We start from the raw sequence: 23,422 nt of genomic DNA, 5'->3' as shown, positions 1-23,422 counted from the left end.
GAGGGCATGGTCTCCGCGTCCGGATCAAGACGTGGTCTCGGCGTTCGGATCAAGCCGTGACTGGAAGTGATCTTTCGGTGACGTGTTGTCAGTGGTGGCTGGTTTGATGGATCGGTTGCGCAAGGGGGCGCGGCGTATGGGGAGCGGACTGGACCCGGCCCGCACGAAGGCGCAGAACTGCGACAAAAGTACCTCCCATGCTTCTCTGGCTTCAACACCCAGGAGCTGCACCGAAGGCCCTGCCTTTATGCGGCTGTCGCATCGCGACCACCCGAACGGGACTGCCGTATCGATCAGCAACCGCCCACGATCGATACGGCAACGACCCCTGAAGCGGAATCGGTCCGGAGTCGCGATGAGCCGTGAAGGTCCCGAGGCGGCATCACGATGTCGAAGAGGCCACCCAACGGGCGGTGACACAACCGTCGTCTCCCGGCACGACCGCCTCAAGGCGCACCGCGTCCTCTGCCGGCCACGGGAATACCCCGAACTCCTGTCCTGGGGGCAGGTCACCGTCGTCCGGCAAGGGGTCATCCCATTCCACGGTGACGGTGCGGAGTTCTCTGTCGCCGGCCAGCGGGAAGATCACCACGTCTGCTCCGTCATCGTCCGATTGCGCCCGCCGTGCGGCCTCCACGGCACGCGCGACCTCGCCCCGAGAGGTCGCGTGGATCTCCAGATCGATGAAGGCGGAGATCAGCGCCTGACGTCGCACCGATGCGGCCACCGAAGAGAGGTCGTCGGCTGCCACGAACCACAACCGGTGACCGAGTCTTCCGCCGGCCCAGCGCTCCACGACAAGCGTCCGGGCTTCCTGCTGCTGTGCGGACGACCTGACGGCCACCCTCCCGGCCACGTCAGTCCAGAAGGTGTCATCGGCGTGCCGCGAGACGTGCACTTCCTCGTCTTCGTCCTGCTCCTGGTCTCCCAAGACGAAAAGGCCCATCTCCTCGATCTCATCGAGAGACGCGAGGGCTCGCTCAGGGATCTGTACGTGCATGTAGAAGTCGAAGCCCATCATGATGCACATCTTCTCGCTGTCGAACCAGGCAGCGGGAGTGTCTCCGGACATGTGCCCTCTGAGCATCCGCAGGGCTGAGGTCTTGTCGACGATTCGGCCCTCGTAAACCTCTCCGAGCCAGGCCGGCGGAGGGCTGTGCAGGAAGACGTTCCTCAGGGTGAAGTGCGAGGCGCCGGCCGCTCTCGCGAGGATGTCGGCAGCCGCGATGTAACGGTCCTCGGTCCGTTGATACTCCTCAGCCGTCAGGATGCGTCCATCGAAGCAGGCGCCGATGTCGGAATGGTCGGTCCAGTCATCGATGTCACCCCGGCGTCTGGCCTCGTCGTACTTGCACAGGACGAAGGAGCGGAGCTTCACGGGGCCCGTATCAGGTCGCACCCCGTCTTCGTGGCCGTCGGGACTGTTCTGACGGCCAGCGTCTTCGCTGCGTGACATGCGTCGGAGCTCCTCAGGGCGCACTGCGGCTGTCGTCAGCGCCGCACGCCGCTGCCACCCTTGGGACCGCGCCCCGGGGCTGGACTCGCATTGTGTGCCTGCGACCGGACATCGCGCACCTTGATATGGGGACGGTTGGTTTGCTGGAGGAACGGGAGCGGAGTGCCGGAGGCGCGTTGAGGTGCTGCGTCAGAAAACGGACCCGGTTCTTGCCCAGCTGCGCGACGCGGAGTTGCTCCGGGAGCGGTTCGTCGTGCTCGGTGTCGCAGCAACTCCGAACTGTACGAGATGCCCTGTCCTCATGCGCGGACACGAGCAGATTCATCCGATCCGGCAGTCGCTTTCGATCACACCGCACTCAAGACCGATAGAACAACGGCTTCTTAGCCAGCGATCTCTTCCTCAGCTGCCGGCGCCGCGATGACGAACCGCGTCCATGATCCGCCCTTCGATCCTTGGACCTACCGGTGACGGCCGATGCGCTGGTGCAGCTCCGCCTCCCCCGTGGTAGCGACATACCCGCCAGAGATGGCAAAGTGCCGCTGCGCACGCTCCAGGACCGGCGTACCGGGAAGCTCGGTTCCGCGCACTGCCTGCTGCACCAGATGCCGAACGGCCACCACCGCGTGAAGAGCAGCCTCGATCCGGGCACCACCCGGCGTCGCTCCCGCCAGCCCTGACGGCAGCCCCAGAACGTGGTGATCGTGATCCTCCACGACGCCAGAGTCGATAGAGGCGGCCAGGGTGCCCTGGATCTTCATCAGCATGCTCACCACGTCCTCCCACTGCTCCGGAGTCGGCCGCTGCGAACGCTGCTCCTGCATGTACTTCCTCCGAATATCCCGCGTGTAAATGGTGCGTCGGCTGCTTTGACGGGTGGGTCAGGGGACGTCGCCAGCCCAGTCCCATCGGCCGTGGTCGCCGGCCCGCGGTTCGTAGTCGGCGCGGCCGCCGGGCCCGAACTGGCCTTGGCTTGTGATCAGCTTGGCGCCGGTGGCACGTTCCTGGTGGGTGAGGCTGGTGACGTCCAGGAGGAGCCCGTCCAGCGGCCCGCCGACCAGTTCCACGTAGTCGCGTCCGGGCACGGCGTAGGCGTGAGGATCATCGTGGCCGGCTCCGTAGACCCGTCGGCGCAGCTCGTCCATGCGCGCCAGCGTGCCACCCACCTATCAGCCGTGCCCTTCGATCGGGTGAAGTCTCCCTGATCGAGGATGCACCACAAATCGAACAGGTGCTCTAATCAGGGGATGGAGCCCTTCCCCTTCCCCGACGACCTGGTCCAGGCCCAGCGGGCCTGGCACGCCGCCTACCGCGAGCTCGCCGCGCCCCGCCCCCGCCACACCACCGCGCTGCGCCGTCGCCTGTTGGTCTTGTCGGTCCGGATCCAGTGGCATCCGTTCTGGTCCACTCCTGGCGGCCGTGTCCCCGCGGCCCGGGTGGAGCTGAGGCGCCTTGCCCGCCGCCAGGGGCAGCTCGAGGCGAGGACGGCGTGAGCCGGCCGGGCGTCCTGTCCGACCGGCAGGCGGTAATCCTGCGGGTGATCCAGGACTTGATCACCGAGCACGGGGAGTCGCCGACTGACCGGGAGATCGGGGCGCGGGTGGGTCTGGCGAGCACCGGACCGGTCGCCTACCAGCTCGGCCGGCTGGGAGCCCGGGGCCTTACCAGCCCGGCCGGACACCGGTGGCGCTCCTGCCGCCCGTGCGTTTGAGGCGTCCTTCCTGCGACGTGGATCCGGTACGCGGCAAGGTGCGCAATCCGCGCGATGCTCCCGCGCCGCTCCCTCGAAGCGCACCGAGCGGGTGCGCAATCTGCGCAGTGCACGTGGGGAGGTCAGTTATGGGTGCAGCGAATGGTGCCAGGGGTCGCCGGTGTCAGTCGTCGGGTGTCATCGCCATGGGCTGCAGGAGGAGCGGCAGGTAGGGGTTTGCTTGCTGCCCTTCCGCCTCCTCTGCATCGGACCGCCGCTGAGGCTGGGTTTCAGGAGCGGGAGGTCTTCGATGTGAGGGGCGGAAGGTGTGGGCCGGGTCGAGTTCAGGGCGTGCTGCCGGTGGGGACTGCCTTGCCGTTCATGACCCACAGGCCGAGGTTGTGCCATATCTGGGTCTGCGGTTGAAAGAGCTTGTTCTCGAGGGCCCTCTTGACGAGAAGGCCGCCCGGGCGGCCGTCCGGGTACATGCCGATGGCGGAGATCTCCAGCTTCACGGGGACGGTACGGGGGCCTGAATAGACGGGCGTCACTTGGTAGCGCACGACCTGCCCGCCGTCCACGGCTGTTTTGACGCGCCCTTCCAGAGCCGCCATGTCGTTGGCGAATCCGTCGTCGCCCGTGACTTGTGCATTGGCGGCTCGGCTGCAGGTGACCAGATTGTCCAGATCTTCGCCACTGCCGGTGAGCTGCTTGCCGAGCAGGTGGCAGTTGTTGATGCGTAGGGGAATGTCTTTGATGCGAAGGTAGCCGGCAGTGGACGTCGCCCATTGGTAGCCCGGCGGCCTGACCACTGACGTCGTTGGGCTGCCCCGCTTGGCGTGGGTCGTCAGGTAGGCCGTGTCGAGGCAGGCGTTCATGGCCGTGGCGCGATATCCGTGTGCGGCGTCGCGTGTACCGAGGTCGAGCCAGCCTGCGCCGTTGCGCCGGCAGTCGGCCCGGTCGGGCTTGGTCGCCTTGAAATCGTCAGCCAGGTCCTTCGCGTTCCTGTCCAGGAGCTCGCGCTTCTGGACCACGATGTTGCGAGCGGTGTCGATGGTGGTGCGGAGGGTGTCGTACGCGTCCTTGGCTTGCTTCGTCTTCTCGATGAATTTGGGGTAGTCCTTGGAGAAGCGGTAGAGGGCCTTGGAGAGTTTGCCGCCCTTCTTGAGGAGCCCTACACCGAGGATGGAGCCGCCGACGTCTACGGCTGCCCAGAGGCATTTCCCCGGGTCGCCCTTGGAGCATTTGACGATGTTGTCGATGCCGAAGGTGTCGAGCAGGATGTCGAGGCTGTTGTCCTTGAGCCAGTCGGTGAGGCTGGTCTCGAGGGTCTTCTTGGCGTCGCGGTATTCCTTGACGCAGTCGCGGCCCGGTGCGCAGTTGGCGGCGAGGAGTTGTTCGTCCTTTTGTTGTTGTGCGATGTCGGCGGCTCCGCCGAGGCGGGTCCAGTCACCACCGGTGCCGGCGTCCGCAGTGGTGTTGGTGGTGTTGTTCCAGCGGTAGGTGGTGGTGAGGTCGGGGGAGAGGCCGTAGAGCTGGGTGTCGCTGACGGCGAACGTGGCGCCGGGTCCGCCGATCTGGGTCCAGGAGCCGGGTGTCCCGTTGTATTTGTGGATGTTGCCGGTGTCGGGGTTGGTGGCGAAGAGGCCGGCTCCTCCGGCGTAGAGTTCCTTCGCGGCCCCGCCGATCCGGGTCCAGTCGGTGCCCTTCCCTGACCATTCGTAGACGGCCTTGTGGTCGGGCGTGATGCCGTAGACGTGGTCGTGGCCGACGGCGAACTGGGCGCCCGGCCCCCCGATCCGGGTCCACTTGTGGGGCTTGCCGTCGTACTTGTAGAGGTCGCCGGTGTCGGGGTTCGTGGCGAAGAGGCCCGCCCGCCCGGCGTAGATGGTTTTGGCGGGTCCGCCGATTTTGGTCCAGGTGTCGCCGTGCCATTCCCCGATGCCGTCCGGGGTCAGCCGGTAGAGGTGCTTGCCGGTGACGGCGAACTGCCCGGCGGAGCCACTGATCGGCTCCCAGGCGCGGGTGTCCGCGTCGTACTTGCGGATCTGCTCGCTGTCCGGCCCGTTCATGAAGACGCCGGCGCGTCCGGCGTGGACGGCGTTCGCGGGGCCGCTGTGTGATGTCCAGCCGTCGCTGCCGCGCTTCCAGAGGCCGCTGTTGTCCGCGGCGAGGGTGTAGAGGTCGTCCTGTGCGGTCACGGCGATACGGACGGTGTGCTCGTTCAGAGTGTCCGACGCTCCCGCGGGCAGGGCCGGAGCGGGGACCGTCTCCCGCTGCCCGGACTCGCCCTCGGGCGGCGGTTCGCCTTCGCTACCGGGGACGGCCGGAGCCTCCGCGGCTTCCGGTGCTTCTGCCGGGGGCGGGGCCGGGACGGATTCCTGGGCCTCGGGTGCGACCGGTGTGCTCTCTTGCGGCTGAGCGGGCGCGGGCGGCGTGGGCGGGGGAGTCTCCTGTGCCGGGGGTGCCGGTGGTGCTGGGGTGGGTGTGGTTGTGGGTGCGCCGAGGGGTGTCCAGTCGGTGCCGGTACCGGCCCACTGCAGGACCGCGGTCCCGCCGGGGGCGAGGCCGTAGAGGTGGGTGTCGCTGACGGTGAATGCGGCACCGGGTTCGCCGGTCTGGGTCCAGGAGTCGGGCTGCCCGGTGTACTTGTTGAGCTGCCCGGTTGTTCGGTCGGTCGCGAAGAGTCCGGCGCCGCCGGCGTGCAGGTCCTGGGCGGGCCCGCCGACCTTCGCCCACTTCGTCCCCTGCCCGGACCACTCATAGACGGCGGACCGGTCGGCGGCGATGCCGTAGAGGCGGTCGCCGGTGACGGCGAAGTCCGCACCGGGGTCGCCGATCTGGGTCCAGGCTTCGGGTGCACCGTCGTACTTGAAGATTTTGTCGTCGGGGGCGGTGGCGAAGAGTCCGGCGCCGCCCGCGTCGAGGTCCTTGGCCGGCCCGCCGACCTTCGCCCACTGTGTGCCCTGGCCGGACCATTCGTAGACGGCGGTGCGGTCGGGGTTCAGCGCGTAGAGGCGGTCACCGGTGACGGCGAAGTCCGCACCCGCCTCGCCGATCTGCGACCACGCTTCCGGCGTCCCGTCGTACTTGAAGACCTTCCCGGTGTCCGGGCTGGTCGCGAAGAGTCCGGCACCTCCCGCGTGGAGGGTCTCGGCAGGTCCGCCGACCTTGGTCCAGTCGGTGCCCTGCCCGCTGTACCGGTAGACGGCGGTGTGGTCGGCGGCGAGTGCGAAGAGCTGGTCGTCGGCGGTCGCGGTCACCGAGCCCAGCGGGACCGGGGTGCCGGCTGCCGTGGTGGGTTCGTCGGCGAGGGCGGGGAAGGCGGAGAGGATGCCGGCGGTCAGCGCACCGGCCAGGACGACGCCGACGCGGCGCAGGACGGTCGGTGTTCTGCCGGTGCGGGACCGGGCGCGGCCCCTCACGGATGTACGGGTCACGGGATGCTCCAGGGTTTGGCCGGGAAGTGCTGGAGCTCTCACGCTGTGTCCTGGTCTGATTGTCCTCAACTGCCGTTATGCGTAAGCGCAGATGGGACGCTGTGGAAGCGGTGGACAACGCGGACAACTAACGGGGGATCTTACGGTGGTGAAGGCTGGGCGTCCGCAGGGCGGGCCCAAGGGGCAGTCGGAGCAGGCCAACGCGCTGGCGGTGTTCCTGCGGAATCTGACGAAGGACCTCACGGTCCGCGAGCTCGCCGACCGGTACGCGGGCGGCAAGACTCTCTGGGGCGAGTACCGGGCGGGTACGAAGACGGTCCACCTGCATCTGCTCGAGAGCCTGGTGCACGACACGGTCAGAGACGCGCGCTCCCGCACCGAGCTCCTGGCAAGGGCGCGGCGCCTGCACGCGGAGGCGGTCGCCGCGCAGCGGCCCGCCGCCCCTGCGGAGCCGGACCATGTTCATCAGGGGGTGAGTCCGGAGCAGGCCTTGGGTCAGGCCACGACGACTCTGCAGGACGCCGAGCGGCTCATCCATATCCTTCTCGGTGTCATCGCCGGCCTTCAGATGCAGGCCACATCCACCGGCTCTACCGGGGTGGCGGCTCCGGTACCGCTGACCGCTGCCCAGAGCACGCAGGCGGCGGGTGATCTGCGCGAGGCGCAGGACCGGCTGGTCCAGGTCCGCCTGGTCCACGACGCGGTGACCCGCGTACGGGACGAGGCAGCGGCTTTCCTGCCGGCACCCCACCCCACCGACACCGAACAGAGCCCCGGCGGTCGGGGCCGCGGTGACGATACGGCTCTGCCGGCCCGGTACGCCGCGGCGTCACGCGGTGCGGCCGCGATTTTGCTGGTCTCGCGGGCAGCGCTGGCCGAGCAGCACAATGCTGCCCGGATCCTCAGCGCCCGGACCGCGGGCGTCGGTACGGTCCTGTACGGGGTCGAGGCAAGCTCCAGCCCTGCGATGGCTCTGCCCCCGACCGTTTCACCCGGGGCGTCCGAGGTGTCCGGGGGGCCGCAAGCCGGGGGCCGGTCGTCGCGGTGGCGGACCGCCCTCGTCGCGACAGCGGCCGCCGTCGCGCTCACCGCCGTGGTGTCCGGGGCCGTCGTCGTCACCACGCTCGGCATGCGCGACCACGAGTCCCCCCAAGCCGCCGGGGAGAAGGGCCCCGGGCCTGCGGCTGCGGCACCCGGCTCGTCCCCGGCCCCGTCCGTGAGCCCTTCACCCACCGATTCTGTGACGCCGTCACCGACCCCCTCGACGGGCCTGTCCTCGTTGCCTGCACCTGTCCGGACCCGCAGCACCTCCACCGTTCCTGACCGTTACGTCGGTGTCTGGGAAGGCGAATTCACCGAGCCCGGTGAACAGGCCCCCTCCCTGCGCAGGATCGTGGTCCGCAAGGGAGCCGTGGGCGCGAAGATCGCCGACGTCATCACCCTGTCGCGGACCTCCCTGTGCCAGGCCGAGGGAACCCTCCGCTCCACCGGTGCCCTCCTCGTCATCACACCCAGACCGACGTCCGGTACCCCCGCCCATCTCTGCACACCGGCCGGGGACATCGCTCTGCGGCGCGATGGTGACGCAGGCCTGACCTGGAAGTCGGACGGCATCACCGTCCCCCTGCACCGAGCCTCCTCCCACAGTGCCGTGCCGACTGCCTACGTGGGCACCTGGCGTGCCCAGGACGGGAACGACCCCACCTCCACGGTCCGCATGACCATCCGCCAGGGTGTTCCCGGCACGGCGCGTGCCGAGTTCACGTGGGACGGAGACGCCCACCACTGCGAGGGCTTCTCCGTCCTCGCCTCAGCCGGCGACACCCTGGCCTTCGGCCCGGAGACCGTCACCGCCTCGGAACCCGAGGGCTTCTGCACACAGACCCCCAGCCGCACCATGACCCGCCCCGACAACGGGAGCATGCACATGGAAATGGCCGCACCCGACGGAACCGCGCCCCGCGCCTTCACCTTCACCCGCGAGAACTGAACAGCCCGCCGGCCTGACGGTCCGGCATCTGCGAGGGCACGCCATTCCCCGACCTGTGAGCGCGCCCCGGTGCTCAGGCCCTCACATCCGCCGACGTACGTACGTGAATGTTCCGGAAGACCTACAGCCACTCGTCGAAGGCGAACCCGACGGCTTCGTCGATGACCGCGCCTTCGAGCGCTTCCTGTCTGCGGCCGGTGGGTGCGACCGTAGGTGGCGTCGGTATGGGATGGGCCCACCAGAGGGGACTTCCACCAGGGACGGACATCAGCCCCCCGAAGCGCAAGTCGCCTGCGAACCAGAACACCCCGCGACCGTCCGGTGTACCGACCCAGATGCTTTCCGGTACGGGAGAGCTGAAGGTGCACGCGACCGTCTTGTCCGGGGCGAGCAGCATCATCCCCTTGCCCTGTCCCCCGGGTAATTCTTCCAAGCGGCAGGGCCACACCTGCCAGGGACTCGAGAGCGCCACAGCCGCCTTCCGTTCTGCAGCCTGCTTGTTCGCTTCGAGCTTCTTTTCATCACGTACCGACCAGATCCACATGGTGATGGCGGCAGCCGCAAAGAGGAGGCGCCCGATCGGTGGGAAGTCGTTGTTGAAGAGGGCGACAAGGAGGGCCATCAGCGCAACCGGTATCGCGCAACCAGGAGGCGTCTGGTTCTCTTCGTTCTTCGCCCTGTCCAGCTCTGCGTTCACCACTGCCCCGACGGTCGGAGTCATTTCGGATGCCGGTCTCGGCGACACCTGATACCCGAACTCTTCCGCCATCATGGCGCCCCCCGATGCTCGATGTGCTCATTCAAACGGGTGTACATGGCTACAGGAAGAAGATCCCCGGCCTTAATACGTGGGACGAGAAGAAGAGAAAGGCATGCGGTGCGTAGCGGTGCTGTATACGGTGCGTGCAGGGTATGGGGAGGGGTGAGGGCTGTGGGTGGAGCGGCGTTGACGCTGGCTGCGGCTGTGATCGGTAGCGCTGTGTCGCTGCTGTCGGTTCTGGTGACACAGCGCTTTACGCAGCGGGTGCACCGGCGGGAGCAGGACCGTATCGAGCGTCACCGGCAGGAGGACCTGGCGCAGGCCCGGGCGAGCCGTCTGACTGAGGAACGGCAGGCTGCCTATGTCCGCTTCAGTGCGGCAGCCCGAACGGTCCGCGACACCCTGGCGGCTTGTATGCATGACTTGCGGCGCGAAGAGGCCCTGGAGGACTCACGCCGTGAGGAACTGAAGGAACGCTGGGACGCCTACGTCGCCCAGCACGCGGAAGCCCACATCATCGCCTCCAACGATGTCCTGGGAGTGGTCGGCCGTGTCAATGGTGGGCTGCGTCAGATCTATGGCCTCGTCAAGCGCTTGGACACCGGCTCCCGGAGCCCGGGAGAGACCGTGGACACCCTGGAGGAGCGGATCGAGGGGCTTTGGCCCGGCCTGGTTGCCCTGCGTGAGGCGATGCGTCGCGACCTCGGTCTGCAGCAGCCGGCGGATCAGCCCCCGTCCTGATTGTCCCTTGCCCCACCGTGGCGGCCGACGGTGTCGCGGGCGGGTTCAGGAGCTCGCAGACATCTGGCTCCTCTCCGTGTACCGGGCGTTCCACTCGCTCGAAGAGTTCGGAAGGGTCGTCCGGGATCCCTCGAAGCGGGCTTGCGGGGCTAACCCCTCGGTGCTTCATCGTGCTGCCCACCAGGCCGCACCGCCGGTTCGTCAAGCGCTCGCGAATCCGCTCCACGTCCCGTCAGAGACCGCTCTGCGGTGGACCGGAAACGGATTTTCGCGAGAACTCGATTCGCCGTCCGGGATTGCGGACTGTGGCCGCGCTCAGCCGGAGCGCACCCACTGAAATGGAGAACCGCCATGTCCACGCTCACCCTTGTCCTGTTCGTCGGGCTGCTCCTGGTCCTGGTGTCCGGGCTTGTCCTGGCTGGCCTGGCCTACGTCACCCACCGCCACCCCCGTATGGAGAAGCCGCTGGGTGTCGCGATCGGGGGCGGCAGCCTCCTCGTCGCGCTGGTCGTGGGCCTGGTCGCCGGCGTAGCTCTCACCACGTAATGGCCGACCGTGCCAGCCGCACGTCACCATCTCCACCGCTCCCCGGGCCAAGGGCCGGGAATGGGCGCACGTGCGGATCATCGACGACTTCCTTCCACCGAAAGACACCGAGGAGCAAGACGCGAAAGCAACCCCGTTCCCGGCCCGATCGACAACGCAGAAGCCCGCCTCGCCTACGTCGCTGTCACCCCAAGCCGAAGCCGCCTTGATCTCGGAGGCCTGGTCCTGGATCCACAAGCACCCCAACGGCAACCCGCCGACGACATAGCTGCATCAGCCACTGCGCGACTCCGCTCACCCGGCGCAACGGGCACACCGCACGAAAGTCTTCAAGACCACGATCGGCAGCAGCCCGTGGTCTGAACTCAAAGCGAACCGCGACAGGGCAGGATGCATCCCGGGGTAGGAAGGGCTCATACGGACGTGTGGGATGCCGTGCCGTGCACGTCAACTGGTCGGCAGCCGCCTGTCGGCAGCCTCCCACCGCCGGCAGCTTGTCAGGGAAGGGCCCCCTGGGACGTTGACCACCCCTCTCCCGCCGCACGGGGATTCTCTGACTGGTTATGCAGGTCGTCTGTGAGCAGGTGGACCAAGAGGAGCCCGGTAGCTCTGCGGCTGAGCGCCTCGGCTGTATTGATGAGGCGTTCGTGCTCGGCCAAGGGCAGGGAGATGGCGATGCTGGAGGCACGCTCCGGCAGACCAAGCGAGAACGCAACGCACAGTTCGGAGTCCGAGTACTCGAGAAGGTCGAACTGCGCAGCGTGAGGTCCGTGGTCGTCAAGCCGTTCGAGCAGTTTGTGCGTGTTGGTGATAGTGCGGTCGGTGAGCTGGACAAAGGGATAGCGGCTGAGGTGCTCCATGCGGGCCGGGAACGGCAGCTGGGCCAGAAGGCTCTTACCGATCGCGCTGGCGTGTCCAGTCACACCGAACGGCGCTCCCTCCAACACCGCCGGCGCGGTAGCGCTGGAGGAGGACTGCTGGATGATGATCTCCCCGTCGCTGTAATCGCTGATGTAGACGGCCGCGCCGAGGTCGTCACGAAGTTCGGCGAGCGCGTCCGCGAGCAGACTCTGATGCGTATCGGGCCGGGTGGCCAGAGCCATCAAAGGACCAGGGAAGTGAGCACCGTCGATAGTTTCGACGAACTGCTGCTCGCGCAGCCAGTCCAGCAGCCGCACAACGAGATGCATCGACACCCGCGTGCGGCGCACGAGGGCGCGGGTGTCGATGCCGCCGGATTGGTGGATCAGCGCGAGCAGATCGCGAGCCCGCTGGGTGGCCTGCCACTGAACCGGCACGACCACGGGCATCGAGCTGGCGCGTGCCATCCGCGTGAGAAGGGCCGGCCGCAGGGCGTTGGCCGACCACCACGGCTCCCCGCCCGGTAGGACCAGCCTGTGTGCGCTCGATGGCGCCTCCCGGAGATCGGGGACAGGCAGCACCAGACCACCCGTCAGCGCGGTCAGCCGCGGCCGCCCCGTTCCCGCTTCCCCGTCCTGTGCGGTGCCGGAGAGCAGAGGCAGAGCGGGAGCAGGCACGAGGACCAGCTGCTCTGCCCCATCGAAGGCAGCGCCCTTCTCCGCGCTGCATTCGGGCAGGCCAGGACCGTAAGTCGGGCCAGCCGGATCGCTCCGGTCCGGGAACTCACTCAGGTGCCCGAGGATCTCCTCCAGGAAAGTCTCGTCCTCGACGTCGCCAACCGTGCCGCCCGCGGGTGCCGTGCTGAGGCTGCTACGAGCTAGGAGGAGCCTTCGGGCGTCGCCGTGCCCGTGCCGGGCAGCTTCAGCGATCAGGAACCAGGCGTCCTCCGTCCACCCGTCCCCAGTACGCAGTGCGGCCAAGGCGAGCCTGAACAGTGCACCCGGGTGCCCGGCAGCCGCAGCCTCTCCCAACAAGTCGGCGGCCGACGACAGCTCGTTGCGGAGTAAGGCTTTCGACCCCAGCCGGTACAGCGAATTCGCCCGCTGCCGGGCGACAGCAGTCAGGCTATTCAGGTCGTCGAGAGGACCGAAGCCGCCGTCCGGTCGGTCCCAGAAGTCCGCCAAGCCGGAGAACCGGCCCCTGGGCGTGAGCATCCTGGCCGGGGCCTTCGGCGTTCCCCCGCCGCTGTCCTTGTTGAAGCGGCGCACTGCCGTCACCCGTCCCTCTTCACGCGTCGTGTCTGCTTACGGTGCCCATCGCGGATGTGCCGACCCAGCTTGCTGCGCAACTCGCTGACGGCCGCGTACCTGTCCTTGTGGAGCCGATCCGCGGCTATGCCCAAGGCTTTGGCGATCTCCGGGTCTTCAAGTCCCTGACTCTGCAGCTGTACAACCTTGCGGCGCTGGGTACGCGGCATGGCATCGATCGCTGGAACTACCAGTTCCTCCAGCGGATCGACGTCCTCTGCCGCCCGCCGCTGGAGAGGAACCGAAGTCACCAGGTCCGTGTCGTACAGAATGGGGAAGCGCTTCTGCGCACGCAGCACATCAACGGCCAGGTTCCGCGAGGTGGTGCGCAGGTACGCGGGAAGTTTCACCTCGGCATCCAGCTTGCCTGAAATGATCTTCTCCCGCACCCGCTCGAACGCCTCCTGGGCGACGTCCTGGCATGCCGCCGCCGACAGTTCGCGGTTGGTCTTCTTCCGCAGAATCAGCGGCTCCGCCGCCATGAACGTCTCGTAGCAGTCCAGCAGCCGCTGCTCCAGTTCCGAGAAAGAAGATGGCCTCACTGGCGCCTCGCCGTCTACCACGGGCCGTCCTCCTTCGACGGCTCCAGCTCCATACCGGCCGCGCTGCCTCCGAGGCAGACGGAGACGGCGACCTCGTCCGCGACGTGAGGACACACACGGACCTGGACAAGAACCGCCTGGCTGCTGTTCCGTCGGCTTCGCACTGCCTCGAGGTCGGCGGGCTTCTGAATCGTCTCGGCAGTGCGCTGCCGGCGCCCCCAGTACATCTGCACCACGACGGCCGCTGCCTGCACGGCAGCGGCCACAGCCGGGACGAGCCCGGCCACGTCCAAGGACGACGTCATCGACTTGATCTCCATGAGTTCCAGGGCGCATTGACAAGCGCCTACACCCGACCTGACGGCACGCCCCCGGCCGTTCTCCCCTGAGAGACCGAAGAGCACCGAAACTGATCGAAGGGGCATGGGAGGCAGCTCAAGCCTGACCGAATCGTTGACCTAACCTGACCGCCCGGGGCGGACCGCAGGGAGAGCACGTGGAACTGACAGAGCGCGAGCTGACCGACCCGTGGGAAGGCGTTCTGATTGCTCCCGCTGCCGGCGCTGATGTCGGCGTTCTGGTCCTGGCGGGCTCCAGCGGACGCATCGACTATGAGAGAGCCCGCATCCTTGCCGAGCAGGGAATCGCGGCCTTGGCGATCCGCTGGTTCGGCGGTCCAGGACAGTCTCCGGGAATCTGCGAGGTCCCCTTGGAAACGTTTGTCGCCGCCGTCGACCTTCTCCACGACGGCGGGGCTCGCCGGATTGGCATCCTTGGCGTCTCCAAAGGGGCTGAAGCAGCACTGCTCACCGCAGTGCACGACCCGCGCGTGGACGTGGTGATGGCACTGTCGCCGACCTCGCGGGTCTGGTGCAACGTCGGACCAGGCCGCGACGGCGAACGGCTGCCTCATCGATCGTCATGGACGTGGCGGGAGCAGCCGCTTCCTTTCGTGCCGATGGATGATTCCTGGACGGCCACACAACCGGCAAGCGGTCCGGTCGCCATCCGCGGATGGTACGAACTCAGCGAGAGGACCTTCAGCCATCTGGTTCCCCCAGCGGAGATACCCGTGGAGAGGGCCCGGGCTGAACTGCTGCTCGTCGCGGGTGGCGACGACGCGATGTGGCCGTCCCTGCCCTTCGCCGAACAGCTGGCGCAGCGCCGGCGCTCAGCCGGGGCCCAGGTGCGGCTGATTGCCCGCCCCGATGCCGGCCACCGGCCACGTCTTCCGGGAGAGACCCAGGCATCGGCCTCCCCGCGCTTCCAGTACGGAGGCACGCCCGATGCTGACGCCCTCCTGGGCGCGGCTGCCTGGCCACACATTCTGGACGCGCTCGGCAGCGGAGGCTGACAGACCGGTCTCGCTGCCGTTCCGACACCGAGCGGTCCTGGCTGGACGGCCCGGCCACCCCGACGACGGCGGGCCGTCACATGTACTGACGTCATTTCTCCCGAACGTCCCCTCGAGACTGCAGCGTGAGCACGCTTTTTTGCCCAGTACGCAGCTCCTCGTGAAAGGCTGGGAGCATGATGGGTGGAGCGTCTGAGAACCCGGAACTCTGGGCTTTCCTGGAGTCACTGGACTGCGGCGATTTCCTTTCCGGCACGGTCGCAGCGATCGAACGGTTCGGCGTGTTCGTTGCGCTGGATGACGGACCCGCCCATCCGGTCTTTACCGGCGTCGGGTTCATCTCCTTCGCTGAACTGTCCTGGCGACGCTTCGAGGAAGCCTCCGAGGTGGTGCAGGTTGGACAGCGCGTCTCATGCGAGTTCCTCCAGTTCGACACGTGGAACCTCGAGGCCAGACTGTCCTTCAAGGCCACGCAGCTGGACCCCTTTGAGGTATTCGCCGACACCATCGCGGTGGGGCAGAATCTCCTTGGCCAGGTCACCAAGCTGATCCCGATCGGTGTCTTCGTCCGGGTCGCCGACGGAATCGAAGGGCTGGTTCACCTGCGGGAGCTCGCCTGGACGCCGGTGGAGACTCCTTCAGATGTCGTCCAGGTCGGCGACAAGATCACGGTGGTCGTCACCGAGATCGACCGGGAACGACGCAGGCTAGCCCTCTCCCGACGACAAGGCTCATTCGCTGGCCTGTGATGCGCTGCGATTCAGCGACAGTCCCATTGCGCGAGTGTTCCTGCACGTCTGCCCAGTCAAATGAAGTCACACGCCCCAGGGCCGGTAAACCTTTGCGATCACGGCACTTGGCGGGACAGCTGCGGCGTAGAACGACCTTGCTGCGACCGCTACGGGTTCTCGATTTGCTTCATTCCCGCGTCTGCGGGGGTGTCTGACCCGCCTGCTCCCCGCGCATGCGGGGATGGTCCCGAAGTCGAAGCGGCCAGGCTGGTCGATCTCCTCTGCATCGACGAGCTCGGCTACATGGAACTCGACCGCCACGGCGCCGAACCGCTCTTCCAGGTCCTGACCGAACGCGAGGAGAGAACAGCGTCGCAATCGCCTCGAACGAGTCGTTCGGCGGCTGGACCAAGACCTTCACCGACCCCAGGCTCTGCGCGGCTATCGTCGACCGGCTCAACGGCACCATCGTCGAGACCGGCACCGACTCCTACCGGCTCGCGTCGGCCCGAGCCCAAGCGGAGCGAGCAGCCGACTGGGAGACCGCGGAGCTGCGGCATGAGGCGCTGACGGGGTTTCAGCTTCGATCTCCCGCAGCAGTTCCCCGTCATCGTCATAGAGCTCAAGACTGAACCGCAGACCGAACCGGGTCAGCAGCGCAGCCAGATCCTCGAACCGTTGAGGATCGACAACTCCGTTCAGGAGCGTGTCCCCGTCGGTCGGGTCGACCTCGATGCGGCACCAGCTGGTCTCGACCTCATACGACTCCCACGACGAGCCGGATTGGGATCTCCAGCCGGCCCCGATGAACCGCTCGGCCACCCACGATGCACTCGGGGCTCCTGCCAGGCCGCCAAACATGTTGTTGTTGATCTCATGCCAGATGGGATCGAGCGGCTGTCCCTCATCGGATATGTCCACAGTTGGATTATGAAGCAGACTCCGCAACCCGTGATCGCACACGCTATCGACATCAAGAGTTTCGACAGGACCATCTTCATCGTGGCCCGGTTGTGTTCGATCGGGAGGGCCTGTCCGGTGGGCCCCGACCGATATCGCCTGGCGGATCAGCACCCGGGTCGGGCAGGGTGCCGGGTGATGAGCGATGAGTGCGAGATGTCATATGCCCTCCCCGACTCCGTGGAGGGTCTGCTGCAACGGGGGCGTGGCCTGGGTGCGGTGCGAGCGCTCCATGATCCGCAGCGATCTGCTGGGTTCGTGTACGACGGGATCCGCAGTGACTGGCGGTGGGACCAGACCGACGAACGGTCTCTGTATTTGGCGCGGCTGGTCCATGATATGGACCTGTCCCCCATGCCTATCGTTGACCAGTTGGCGGGGGATGAGGAGGCTTGCTTGCGCGCATGCGAGGTGCTGGTGCTGCTGGCTCTCGCCGGATCGGGCGACGCCAGGGAAGGGCTTCGGGTGTATGTCCGCCAAGGCGAGCACTGGGTCCGTGTACTGGAGTCGCTGGCAGCCGGCTGGCCGCCAGCGTGGTGGGAAGACCTCGGTGGCACCGCACGAGCCCGGATCGGCGCAGAAGCGGAGCTTCCCTGGTTCTCCGAGCCGTGGACGCGGTTCGGTATCGAGGTCCAGAACCGTCCGTTCGTTGCGCGCTCGTCACTGGCAGGGTGCAGCACCGCAGAACTCCTCGCTCTACTCGCCGACATACGCACGGAAGGCGCCACCAAGGTCGACGCGCTGCGCGTGTTGAACAGCCGCAAGCCTGCTGAAGGACTGATCCCGCTGGTGCCCTCGCTGGGCACCTCGGGCGGCAACCGACCCTTGCCGCTGCTCCGGCGGGCCGTTGAGCGCCTAGGCCCCCTCGCCGTACTAGCTGCGCACGGCTGGGCACAGGAGGACAGTCCCTGGCTGGCTCAGCTGGGTGCGGACGTCCTGGCCGACCATGGCGGCACCGAGGTTTTGCCGGGGCTGGTGGACGAACTCGTCGAACAGTGGACAGCGGGGGCCTGGTGCGGTCCCGACCGGACGGCCCGGCGCCTGGCCCGGTTCGGACCGGAAGCTGCCGGGGCGGTTCCCTATCTGCGGCGCTTCTTGCTGCACACCCCGCACTCGTACGAGCGGACCGCCTACCTGGAGGCACTGGCCGCTATCGACCGGGACGGCCTGGAGTACGTGTACACCGAGTCCCTCTGGGACTGCGAGGAAACGACGCGGCTGCTGGGGATCAACTCGGCACCCACGAACCCGGAGACTCTGGGACGGATCGCCGTGCTACGTGATGATCCGATGGAGACGACTGAGGTGAGAGCTGCGGCCCGAGCACGGCTGGTGGCCCCTTCCGGCCGGCTGTCCTGACCCTGCAGACAGACGGTCAACCGGGCACTGGCCACGTACCGAGCTCCCGTCGAACGCGGTATGGCACGACTCAAGTCCTGGCGAATCTCCCGAAGCGATGCAGCCCGAACCGCATGACGTCAATCGCCAAAGCCGTCCTGACAAAGGACCTGCTGTCCGTCCGCGTGCCAGTCACCGGGCACGGCGCTTCACTCGGTACGAAATGGGTGAAGGGCGGCAGCCCGGCAGGCCAGGCCGTCGGGAAGACAGTGGTGATCCAGCTGAAGTTTCGCCAAGGGGCATATGGAGCCCAAGACCTGGGTCGTCTACACCGCCTACTCGGAGTGAACATGACATACCGGACCGGCCTTGCCTGGCTCTCCGAACAGTGCGACGATCTGGCGGGCCTGCCTCCTGCGGAGATGGACTGCCTCATCGAGCGGGGGCCGGTCTCGGCCATACTCCTGATCACCGAACGGTCGGTCCGGGAACTCGGGCACCCGGCGTCCCTGCAGCTGGGCCGTGACGTACGTCGGCTACTGGATTCCGGCCTAGCGGGCGACACAATCCGCACGGCCTGGGTCGGATCGACCGACCACGCGGTCGACCCCGCCAAGCAGAAAGTCGGAGCGCGGGAGTGGCTGGACCGGATCGAATCGATCTGGCTCGCGGCGGAATCCGACCGTGATCCCGGGTTCACTCCGCCTGCGGCCGAACCCGTGACGGACGAAGCGCTGTGCGCCGCGGCGATCAGCGCGATAGCACCGGTGGCCGCCGCGCTGACGCGGGCGCATGAGGAAGGAGAGGTGTTCAACCCGCTGCCGCTGCCCGCCTCCCTGGTACCGGCGCTGGAGCAGGTGATCACCAGGGCGTGCGCCGACCTCGGTTTCCGGCTTTTCCTGCGCGCGGTCAAGCGCTACGCGCTGCCGTTGGACGGACCGTGCCGGGCGGCGCTGGTGGACCTCGGTGAACGGCTCAGCCACCCTCAAGGTGCAGTCGACCCAGGTCTCCAAAGAGACTGATGATGTGACGAGGGGTGGCGGGACGTCCGTCCCGCCACCCCGCGAAGCAAGCGTCAGCACATCGCTTCATCCAGCCTTGTTAGCGGCACCGTCTCCACCCAGGTTGTCCGGGGTGAGCTGGCGGAGTGGTACGACCTTCCCGTTACTCGCTTCCTTCGCTGTCGTGCGGTGCGTGGTTCTGTGATGCGCTTCAGGAACGTCTGTTGTTCAGCGCGGGGATCGCCCGGTTCCCAGGCGCAACCCGGCGCCCGACGTGTTGACCGCCCGCGTGAGGGCTTTCAACCTGTTACCCCTCTGCGAGGGGACATGCCACGACACGGTCGACCCCTTGCAGAGCTATCGATGTCACTCCTGCGCCCATTCGAGTCCGGGGCTGGCGAGCTCGGCGAGTGGCCTGATGGCCCGGCACCTGCGGGGAGACGCCGGCTCGCCGACCTGTGAGCGCCGAGGTGCGCGGGCCGTTCAGATCCGCCGGAGGCGCGACCGCGGCCACCGGGCCCGGTTTGCTGTCCAGGTTTGGGTTGGCGGTCGCACCGGCGAGGAGTGGTCGCCGGTGCGACCTGTAGATGATCTCAGGCGGTTTGTCCGTGGGTCGTGTGGTGGGTTGGTGCCCTGCCGTGGTGGGTTCTCGGGGACTCGCCACGGCGGGCAGCCCGGGGCGGGGTCGGGGCGCCGTTCGGCGGGGGTGTGGTGCTGTGGCTTCCGCGGGCTGGGTTGGGGCCCGGAGGCCACAGGCGGACTGGCGCCCATCAGTTGACCGGCTGGGCTGAGCGCGTGGCCGCCGTCACTGTCTCGCCCCGGGCAGGCGCTTGGGATGGTGACACGCAGGGACGATCCACGGTTTCCTGAATTCAGGATGAGATGTACCCTCCGGGGGTGCTGACTGTTGCCTCCGACATCGAGGTGCTGGCCCGTTTCGGCCGCGCGCTCGCCGACCCGATTCGCTGCCGCATCCTGCTTGCGCTGCGGGATGCTCCCGCCTACCCGGCCGACCTCGCCGACGCTCTCGGTGTGTCGCGTACCCGGCTGTCGAACCACCTGGCGTGCCTGCGTGATTGCGGGCTGGTCGTCACCGTTCCCGACGGCCGTCGCACCCGCTACGAGCTCGCTGACGAACGCCTGTCCCACGCTCTCGATGACCTGCGCACCGCCATGGTGGCCGTGGAGACGGACCGCACCTGCCCGGACGCCGGCGAGAAGGGCTGCTGCTGACCGTGGCCACTGAGATTTCGATATCCCTCGGTCCCCCACCGGCCCGCCGTGACGTGCTCACCCGCCGGATACGCCTGTTCGTCGCGGCGACGATCGCCTACAACGTCGTCGAGGCGGTCATCGCCATCACCGCTGGCACGCTGGCCTCCTCCACCGCCCTGATCGGTTTCGGCCTGGACTCGGTCGTCGAGGTCTCCTCCGCCTCCGCGGTCGCCTGGCAATTCTCCGCATCCGACCACGCCGTCCGCGAAGCGCGCGAGCAGCGAACCCTGCGGATCATCGCGGTCTCCTTCTTCGCCCTGGCCACCTACGTCACCGTCGACGCCGTCCGCGCACTGACCGGCACCGGTGAGGCCGAACCCTCCGTTGTCGGCATCGTGCTGGCCGCACTGTCACTGGCGATAATGCCGTTCCTGTCCGCCGCCCAGCGCAAGGCCGGCCGCGAACTCGGCTCCGCCTCCGCGGTCGCGGACTCCAAGCAGACCCTGCTCTGCACCTACCTGTCCGCCGTGCTCCTGGTGGGCCTGGTCCTCAACGCCACCCTCGGCTGGTCCTGGGCCGACCCCATCGCCGCCCTCGCCATAGCCGCCATCGCCGCCAGGGAAGGCCGCGACACCTGGCAGGGCAAGGGCTGCTGCGCACCTGCCGTGACCGCCGCTGCTCCTTCCGCGGACGCCTGCGGCAACTGCCCGCCCGGATGCGACTGCTGCAACTAGACCGCCCGCAGACACAAAGGGCCCTGGCTGGTACCGGGGCCCTTTGGGCGTTCAAGGCCGGGCTGAGGAAGGCCCGGGCCAATGGCTGACCGAGGCGCCTCCCGTTCTCGGGCTCTGGTGAACAAAGCCAGCCAGCGGTTGCGCGCGTTGATGTGTGCACACGTGCACGTGCCCTCGTGTGCACACGAGGGGCCGCCCTGCCCGGCCCCTTCGATGCGGGCGGCTGCGGCGGCCCTTGCCCGGCAGGTCGCCCGCGAGGAAGAACAACGCCGCGCCTTGGCCGCCTTCATGGACGGCTGGGGCGCGACGGGCGGGGGAGCACCCGGTATTCCTTCACACCTCCCGGCGGATATGCCCCAGTGCAGTTTCCAGGTGCTGCGTACCGCAGGACATCACTGTGCGTCCTCACAGAAAACTTGTCATGACGGAGGTAGACATCCGGGTCGTGCTGGGGTTAGTGTCTTGTCCGTAGCCAAGAGATCGAGCAGGCCCGGCAGAGATGAACTGCCGGGAAGTAGTACACGTAAGTGCAGGTCGGTGCGGTGGTGGAGTTCCGAAGCCAGAGAAGTTGCAGGACGGCGACGGGACTGACCCCGGACCAGGTGGCCCGCAGTGATCAGGGGCCACCGCGAGTAGTGCCGCAGTACGCAAGTGCAGTCCGCAGTACCAGTGGTCCCTCGGTAAATGGCGTCAGGCTGCGGCGCGCGTACCGGGAAGTTCGGTAGTGGGGTTCCAAGCCAGAGCAGACGCAGGACGGGCGACGGGGCTGGCTGCCGAAGAGTGGCGCTTTCTCAGGCCACCAGTAGAGCGGTGCGGTGGTGGAGTTCCGAAGCCAGAGAAGTTGCAGGACGGCGACGGGGCTGGCGACCGGACCGGGTGGCCCGCAGTGATCAGGGGCCGCCGCAAGTAGTACCGCAGTTCACGCAGTGGCAGGACCAGCAGCAAGTTGAGGAGAGCAGCACCTCGGTAAAAGGCGTCAGGCTGCGGCGCGCGTACCGGGAAGTTCGGCAGTGGGGTTCCAAGCCAGAGCGGTTGCAGGACAGGCGACGGGGCTGGCTGCCGGAACGTGGCGCTTGATCAAGCCACGAGCAGTTCGCTTTGATGCCCAGAGGGAAGAACGGAGGAGTTGAGCGCCATCAGGATCGCCCGGACGGAGTGCTGAGTCCGGGTACCGCAGGACATCGTTAGTGAGGTGGTCTCCGGTCAAGCAACCGCGATCCCCGCACCCCCGACAGAGCTCAGGTCGGGTCGGCGGAAACAGAAGGCCGGCGCAGTACCAGGGCCGGCAGATGGTGTAGCAGTTCCTTCGGGGCCCTGGTGCCACAGGCACCAGGGCCCCTCCACGTGCTCCAGAAAGAGGTGCGATGACCGCAGACGACTCCTTCGGCCGTCTCGACGACGACGACTACCCCGCCTACACCATGGGCCGGGCCGCCGACATGCTCCACACCACCCAGGGCTTCCTCCGAGCCATCGGCGAAGCCCGCCTCATCACCCCGCTCCGCAGCCCTGGCGGACACCGCCGTTACTCCCGCTACCAGCTGCGCATCGCGGCCCGAGCGCGTGAGCTCGTCGACAACGGGACCCCCATCGAGGCCGCCTGCCGCATCGTCATCCTCGAAGACCAGCTCGAAGAGGCCCAGCGGATCAACGCCGAGTACCGCCGCTCCGCCGAATCGGCGAACCCGCCGACCGCGGCCTGAAAGGGCCAGGGCCTCTCCCAGAACTTCGCAGCCGCCCAGCAAGCCGCCCGGAACGCAGAGCGTTCCGGGCAACTCCGTCTTGAGCAGGCTGACAGCGGAGAGCTACGAAGGCGGCGCCACGCTGTGCAAGCTCGCCTCCGTGGGCGCAGTGCCGCGTCTCCTGGCCTCCGGCAGCGCGGACAACACCGTCCGCTTGTAGGGCGTGGCCGGCCGGACTCCGGTCGCGGTGCGCTCCGAGACGCGCCGCAAGACCCGCGACGCCGAACTCGACCACGCCCGGCGCGAGCAGGACGAGCGGCTGCGGCGCCTGGAGGCCGGCAAGTGGCCGTGCCCCACCTGCCAAAGGCCCCTCTACCCCGAAGACGGCACTACGCCCGGCGACGAGTGCGGCCCCTGTCAGTCCTACCGGCGCCGCGCCGCCGAAGAAGCCACCACCCGGGACGACGACCAGGCCAAGGGCGGCGGCATCCTCGGCTGGCGACGCCGCACCTGACCCCTTGACCACCCCAGCGCCCCGCTCATCGTCTTCGAGTCCGCCGACGCCAACCGCCCCGGGCAGGACGCTGACCTGCCGCAGTGAGTTCCGCGGTGAGTCCGCACGGGCGCAGTGAGTTTTCCGTGGTGAGTGCGCACGGCAGCAGTGAGTTTTCGTCCGGGGTGTGGTGAGTTTCCTGGTCAAAAACTCACTACCGCAGGTCAGAGACAGGGACGGCACTCACCACAGCAATCCGCACGCCTTAACCCATTGGAAATTTTGTTTGCCGAACCTGAAATGCGGTGCGGTGTGTGTCAGGTCGGGCACCCGGTCGCACGGCCCGAATCCGCGGCGGCCTCACCGCGCACATCCACGGTCCGAAACGCTATGGCAGGTCACGCCAGCGCACGCCGGTCCGCACCCGGTGCAAGATCCCGTTGATCACCTGCCGGTGATCCCGCCACCTGCCGCACCGACCATTGCCAACCGGCAGAAACGGCCCCAGCCGTTCCCACTCCGCGTCTGTCAGATCACCCCGCCCCATGGCCGAGACAACGATCCGAAGGGGCGACAGTCAC

21 protein-coding genes and 4 pseudogenes are annotated in these 23,422 nt (G+C 67.6%); 15 read left to right on the top strand and 10 right to left on the bottom strand.

The features are described from left to right. Nucleotides 1–382 precede the first annotated feature (382 nt). The 3 genes from OG927_RS33775 to OG927_RS33765 all read right to left on the bottom strand — a co-directional run bounded on the left by OG927_RS33775 (nt 383) and on the right by OG927_RS33765 (nt 2,601). Nucleotides 383–1,456: a hypothetical protein gene (locus tag OG927_RS33775; protein ID WP_330321408.1), complete on the bottom strand. Its 1,074-nt coding sequence runs from the start codon at nt 1,454–1,456 to the stop codon at nt 383–385. Between the two features lie 461 nt (nt 1,457–1,917). Then, nucleotides 1,918–2,280 carry a hypothetical protein gene (locus OG927_RS33770; protein WP_330321407.1) on the bottom strand — a complete coding sequence of 121 codons (363 nt, stop codon included), beginning with the start codon at nt 2,278–2,280 and terminating at the stop codon, nt 1,918–1,920. A gap of 57 nt (nt 2,281–2,337) precedes the next feature. Continuing rightward, complete coding sequence (locus OG927_RS33765) at nt 2,338–2,601, bottom strand: hypothetical protein (RefSeq protein ID WP_330321406.1); 264 nt, start codon at nt 2,599–2,601, stop codon at nt 2,338–2,340. A gap of 102 nt (nt 2,602–2,703) precedes the next feature. Here OG927_RS33765 and OG927_RS33760 point away from each other — a divergent pair, with 102 nt between their 5' ends. Both OG927_RS33760 and OG927_RS33755 read left to right on the top strand, forming a co-directional pair. After that, nucleotides 2,704–2,949: a hypothetical protein gene (locus tag OG927_RS33760; RefSeq protein ID WP_330321405.1), complete on the top strand. Its 246-nt coding sequence runs from the start codon at nt 2,704–2,706 to the stop codon at nt 2,947–2,949. Beyond that, nucleotides 2,844–3,167 (top strand): LexA family protein, encoded by a 324-nt coding sequence (locus OG927_RS33755; RefSeq protein ID WP_330321404.1) that lies wholly within the window; start codon nt 2,844–2,846, stop codon nt 3,165–3,167. Before OG927_RS33760 ends, OG927_RS33755 begins: the two co-directional genes overlap by 106 nt. A gap of 323 nt (nt 3,168–3,490) precedes the next feature. Here OG927_RS33755 and OG927_RS33750 read toward each other — a convergent pair whose 3' ends face one another. Further along, nucleotides 3,491–6,586, bottom strand: a complete 3,096-nt coding sequence (locus OG927_RS33750; protein WP_330321403.1) for a DNA/RNA non-specific endonuclease — start codon at nt 6,584–6,586, stop codon at nt 3,491–3,493. A 148-nt stretch (nt 6,587–6,734) separates the two neighbouring features. Here OG927_RS33750 and OG927_RS33745 point away from each other — a divergent pair, with 148 nt between their 5' ends. Beyond that, a complete protein-coding gene (locus OG927_RS33745) occupies nt 6,735–8,576 on the top strand; it encodes a hypothetical protein (protein WP_330321402.1) in 1,842 nt (613 codons plus the stop codon). 121 nt (nt 8,577–8,697) lie between these two features. Here OG927_RS33745 and OG927_RS33740 read toward each other — a convergent pair whose 3' ends face one another. After that, nucleotides 8,698–9,276, bottom strand: a complete 579-nt coding sequence (locus OG927_RS33740; protein WP_330321401.1) for a hypothetical protein — start codon at nt 9,274–9,276, stop codon at nt 8,698–8,700. Between the two features lie 246 nt (nt 9,277–9,522). Here OG927_RS33740 and OG927_RS33735 point away from each other — a divergent pair, with 246 nt between their 5' ends. The 3 genes and pseudogenes from OG927_RS33735 to OG927_RS33725 form a co-directional block, all read left to right on the top strand. Continuing rightward, complete coding sequence (locus tag OG927_RS33735; RefSeq protein WP_330321400.1) at nt 9,523–10,077, top strand: hypothetical protein; 555 nt, start codon at nt 9,523–9,525, stop codon at nt 10,075–10,077. 351 nt (nt 10,078–10,428) lie between these two features. After that, nucleotides 10,429–10,623, top strand: coding sequence for a hypothetical protein (locus tag OG927_RS33730; RefSeq protein WP_330321399.1), 195 nt, complete (start codon nt 10,429–10,431; stop codon nt 10,621–10,623). Nucleotides 10,624–10,645: 22 nt separating this feature from the next. Further along, nucleotides 10,646–10,891: pseudogene (locus tag OG927_RS33725) on the top strand (DNA helicase); the annotation flags it as partial. Nucleotides 10,892–11,120: 229 nt separating this feature from the next. On the opposite strand, the gene OG927_RS33720 reads toward OG927_RS33725, so the two are convergent. The 3 genes from OG927_RS33720 to OG927_RS33710 are packed head-to-tail and all read right to left on the bottom strand — an operon-like array spanning nt 11,121 to nt 13,638. Then, nucleotides 11,121–12,761, bottom strand: coding sequence for an IclR family transcriptional regulator domain-containing protein (locus OG927_RS33720; protein WP_330321398.1), 1,641 nt, complete (start codon nt 12,759–12,761; stop codon nt 11,121–11,123). Beyond that, entirely contained in the window at nt 12,758–13,354 is a 597-nt protein-coding gene (locus OG927_RS33715; protein ID WP_330321397.1) for an RNA polymerase sigma factor, read from the bottom strand. Before OG927_RS33715 ends, OG927_RS33720 begins: the two co-directional genes overlap by 4 nt. After that, nucleotides 13,348–13,638 (bottom strand): hypothetical protein, encoded by a 291-nt coding sequence (locus tag OG927_RS33710; protein ID WP_330321396.1) that lies wholly within the window; start codon nt 13,636–13,638, stop codon nt 13,348–13,350. Before OG927_RS33710 ends, OG927_RS33715 begins: the two co-directional genes overlap by 7 nt. A 191-nt stretch (nt 13,639–13,829) precedes the next feature. Here OG927_RS33710 and OG927_RS33705 point away from each other — a divergent pair, with 191 nt between their 5' ends. The 3 genes and pseudogenes from OG927_RS33705 to OG927_RS33695 form a co-directional block, all read left to right on the top strand. Further along, entirely contained in the window at nt 13,830–14,687 is an 858-nt protein-coding gene (locus tag OG927_RS33705; protein WP_330321395.1) for an acyl-CoA thioester hydrolase/BAAT C-terminal domain-containing protein, read from the top strand. Between the two features lie 176 nt (nt 14,688–14,863). Next, nucleotides 14,864–15,436 carry a S1 RNA-binding domain-containing protein gene (locus OG927_RS33700; RefSeq protein WP_330321394.1) on the top strand — a complete coding sequence of 191 codons (573 nt, stop codon included), beginning with the start codon at nt 14,864–14,866 and terminating at the stop codon, nt 15,434–15,436. A gap of 252 nt (nt 15,437–15,688) precedes the next feature. Continuing rightward, nucleotides 15,689–15,951 (top strand): annotated as a pseudogene (locus OG927_RS33695) (ATP-binding protein); the annotation flags it as partial. Here the strand turns inward: OG927_RS33695 and OG927_RS33690 are convergent. Then, on the bottom strand, nt 15,875–16,339 hold the full coding sequence (locus tag OG927_RS33690; protein ID WP_330321629.1) for a hypothetical protein: 465 nt from the start codon (nt 16,337–16,339) through the stop codon (nt 15,875–15,877). The pseudogene OG927_RS33695 and the gene OG927_RS33690 overlap by 77 nt on opposite strands. A gap of 9 nt (nt 16,340–16,348) precedes the next feature. Here OG927_RS33690 and OG927_RS33685 point away from each other — a divergent pair, with 9 nt between their 5' ends. The 6 genes and pseudogenes from OG927_RS33685 to OG927_RS33655 all read left to right on the top strand — a co-directional run bounded on the left by OG927_RS33685 (nt 16,349) and on the right by OG927_RS33655 (nt 22,862). Further along, nucleotides 16,349–17,737 (top strand): hypothetical protein, encoded by a 1,389-nt coding sequence (locus OG927_RS33685; RefSeq protein ID WP_330321393.1) that lies wholly within the window; start codon nt 16,349–16,351, stop codon nt 17,735–17,737. A 12-nt stretch (nt 17,738–17,749) separates the two neighbouring features. Next, nucleotides 17,750–17,880, top strand: a pseudogene (locus tag OG927_RS33680) (IS5/IS1182 family transposase); the annotation flags it as partial. Between the two features lie 1,734 nt (nt 17,881–19,614). Further along, the gene (locus OG927_RS33670) at nt 19,615–19,950 is read left to right on the top strand and encodes an ArsR/SmtB family transcription factor (RefSeq protein WP_330321391.1); all 336 of its coding nucleotides are present in this window, start codon (nt 19,615–19,617) and stop codon (nt 19,948–19,950) included. Nucleotides 19,951–19,952: 2 nt separating this feature from the next. Further along, nucleotides 19,953–20,666 carry a cation transporter gene (locus tag OG927_RS33665; protein WP_330321390.1) on the top strand — a complete coding sequence of 238 codons (714 nt, stop codon included), beginning with the start codon at nt 19,953–19,955 and terminating at the stop codon, nt 20,664–20,666. Between the two features lie 1,364 nt (nt 20,667–22,030). Further along, complete coding sequence (locus tag OG927_RS33660; protein WP_205023966.1) at nt 22,031–22,369, top strand: MerR family transcriptional regulator; 339 nt, start codon at nt 22,031–22,033, stop codon at nt 22,367–22,369. A gap of 202 nt (nt 22,370–22,571) precedes the next feature. After that, a complete protein-coding gene (locus OG927_RS33655; protein ID WP_330321389.1) occupies nt 22,572–22,862 on the top strand; it encodes a hypothetical protein in 291 nt (96 codons plus the stop codon). Nucleotides 22,863–23,232: 370 nt separating this feature from the next. Here OG927_RS33655 and OG927_RS33650 read toward each other — a convergent pair. Then, nucleotides 23,233–23,388 (bottom strand): annotated as a pseudogene (locus OG927_RS33650) (transposase); the annotation flags it as partial. Nucleotides 23,389–23,422 lie beyond the last annotated feature (34 nt).

The organism is Streptomyces clavifer, assembly GCF_036345975.1.
GTDB lineage: Bacteria > Actinomycetota > Actinomycetes > Streptomycetales > Streptomycetaceae > Streptomyces > Streptomyces clavifer.
This window is presented reverse-complemented; position numbering and strand designations above follow the sequence as displayed.

Excerpts from the sequence above, each read along its gene's own strand:
- OG927_RS33770 (WP_330321407.1), bottom strand. The coding sequence starts at position 2,280 with ATGCAGGAGCAGCGTTCGCAGCGGCCGACTCCGGAGCAGTGGGAGGAC.
- OG927_RS33730 (WP_330321399.1), top strand. The coding sequence starts at position 10,429 with ATGTCCACGCTCACCCTTGTCCTGTTCGTCGGGCTGCTCCTGGTCCTG.
- OG927_RS33700 (WP_330321394.1), top strand. The coding sequence starts at position 14,864 with ATGATGGGTGGAGCGTCTGAGAACCCGGAACTCTGGGCTTTCCTGGAG.
- OG927_RS33765 (WP_330321406.1), bottom strand. The coding sequence starts at position 2,601 with ATGGACGAGCTGCGCCGACGGGTCTACGGAGCCGGCCACGATGATCCT.
- OG927_RS33775 (WP_330321408.1), bottom strand. The coding sequence starts at position 1,456 with ATGTCACGCAGCGAAGACGCTGGCCGTCAGAACAGTCCCGACGGCCAC.
- OG927_RS33710 (WP_330321396.1), bottom strand. The coding sequence starts at position 13,638 with ATGACGTCGTCCTTGGACGTGGCCGGGCTCGTCCCGGCTGTGGCCGCT.
- OG927_RS33685 (WP_330321393.1), top strand. The coding sequence starts at position 16,349 with ATGAAGCAGACTCCGCAACCCGTGATCGCACACGCTATCGACATCAAG.
- OG927_RS33760 (WP_330321405.1), top strand. The coding sequence starts at position 2,704 with ATGGAGCCCTTCCCCTTCCCCGACGACCTGGTCCAGGCCCAGCGGGCC.
- OG927_RS33660 (WP_205023966.1), top strand. The coding sequence starts at position 22,031 with ATGACCGCAGACGACTCCTTCGGCCGTCTCGACGACGACGACTACCCC.